4 protein-coding genes are annotated in these 1,814 nt (G+C 66.6%); all 4 read left to right on the top strand.

All coding sequences use genetic code 11. The features are described from left to right. Positions 1-223: 223 nt before the first annotated feature. A complete protein-coding gene (locus tag CCR95_RS22310) occupies positions 224-589 on the top strand; it encodes a hypothetical protein (protein WP_201098618.1) in 366 nt (121 codons plus the stop codon). Between the two features lie 28 nt (positions 590-617). Beyond that, positions 618-923: an HdeA/HdeB family chaperone gene (locus CCR95_RS22305; protein WP_201098616.1), complete on the top strand. Its 306-nt coding sequence runs from the start codon at positions 618-620 to the stop codon at positions 921-923. 64 nt (positions 924-987) lie between these two features. Next, positions 988-1,386, top strand: a complete 399-nt coding sequence (locus CCR95_RS25630; protein ID WP_242523430.1) for a SulP family inorganic anion transporter — start codon at positions 988-990, stop codon at positions 1,384-1,386. Between the two features lie 52 nt (positions 1,387-1,438). Further along, positions 1,439-1,814, top strand: a 376-nt coding sequence (locus CCR95_RS22295) for an aspartate-alanine antiporter-like transporter (RefSeq protein ID WP_201098614.1), incomplete at its 3' end; no start/stop codon positions are given.

Below are 1,814 nucleotides of genomic sequence, written 5' to 3'. Positions count from 1 at the left end.
CTAGTCCGATGAGCGGGCGTGGCGCGCCGCTAGTCCCCCTGCCGTTCAGCGCCGAGTCCGCGGAGCCATTCGATCGGCGCGGCATGGAGCGATTGTCCTGACTGGGCTAAGCGCAATCCCGACAGGGTTATCCGTGGATCAGGCCAGGCAGCAGGTCAGCGCCGAGCCCGGAAGACCAACCCAAGACCACCAACGTCTTTCTCAGTGCGAGGACCCGTGAGTGATGAGTGACCAATACAAGGCCGGTGGGGCGGTGCTGCTCATAGCGGCACTGCTGATGGCGACGAGCGCCGATGCACAAACGAACAGCCGCTATGAGCGCTGTCGCCGCGAGGCGCGGGAGATCAGCGGTTACGACGGACAGACGTCCGGGGGAATCGTCGCCGGCGGTATCCGCGGCGGCTTGGCCGGCGCGGCCGCGGGCGCGGCCACCGGTTGGATCGCGGGGACCGACAGCGGCAAGGCCGCCAAGCGCGGCGCGGCCTTGGGCGCCGTGATCGGCGGCGTCAAGTCGGCGGCCGCGAGCAAAGAGATCGAGCGCAAGCGGGCGGTCTACGACCGCACGCTCGAGCGCTGCCTATATCGCTAAGATAAACCGAGCACGAGGACAACGGACCATGCGCAACCTGATTCCAGTCTCCATCCTGACCTCGATCCTGCTGTTTGGCTCAACCCAAGCCGCCGAGCAGACCAGCGTCACTGAAGTGGATTTCACCCAGACAACCTGTCATGACCTCGCCCAGCAGTCTGATGAAGAGCGCGCCTTTGCGCTGATCTTTTATTACGGTTACCTCGCCGGGCGGGCCAACGCAACGACCGTTGATGACGCGCGGGTCTCCGAGCAATTGCAGCGTGTCCGCGACGACTGCACGGCGAATCCGCAGTCCACTGTCATCGACGCCTTCGCGCACGCGCTCAGGTAGCGCGTATGGCGCACCCAGGTGCCGTCTCGGCGCGGCTCGCGCGCCCGGGCGCTGGGCTCCAGGGATGCCGGATCTGCTCCATGACCAGCGCGCGGCTCTGCCTCATAACCTCGCAGCAGGGCTGTCCTTCGCCGCCGTCGCCTTGCCGGTGGGCGTGGCCGATGCCCCACTCGCTGGTTTCGATCCGGTCGTCGGACTCTACTTGAGTCGCTTGCCGCTGGTGGCCTACGCCCTTTTCGGCACCTCGCGGCATCCAACTGATCGGCGCGGGCCGGCGAACCGAGGCCGAGCCGTGGTGGCGGGCGCGGGTCTGCTGGAGCACCGAGACATGAACCGCCACTATCCGACACTGGAGGCGGCCGTGCGGGCCATTCCCGCGGCTTTCAGAGCGGTGCCGTCGGCGCGGCCACAGGAGCCGAGCGGGACGCCCGACACAACCGCATCCGCTCCGTCTCACCCTTGACCCGATTGCGTCGGTTGGACGCGCCCTCATCAGGCTCAACCCGAGGCCCTCCATGAAAATCGATCTCTCTGCGTTGCTGAGCGATAACCCGATGCTGCTCCTCTTCACGGTGATCGGCCTCGGGTACCTGGCGGGCAACCTCCGCCTTGCGGGTCTTCAGGCGGGACCCGTCATTGGTGTCCTGGTGGTCGGCCTGTTCTTTGGCCATCTGGGATTCGTCGCGCCCGTCGGGGCTGGCACCTTCGGCTTTGCCCTCTTCATCTTCTCGGTCGGTATCCAGGCCGGTCCCACGTTTTTCAGTGCCTTTGCGGCGGACGGCGTGCGCTATGTGGTCTTGGCGCTCGTGGTGGCGGTTACGGCCGCAGCCTTGGCCTTGGGCCTGAGTGAACTCCTCGGCTTCCAGGACGGCTTCGGCGCCGGCATGCTCG

It is taken from the genome of Thiocystis minor (genome assembly GCF_016653465.1).
GTDB lineage: Bacteria > Pseudomonadota > Gammaproteobacteria > Chromatiales > Chromatiaceae > Chromatium > Chromatium minus.
Note: the sequence above shows the minus strand (reverse complement) of the source record. Positions and strands in the feature narration are given on the sequence as shown.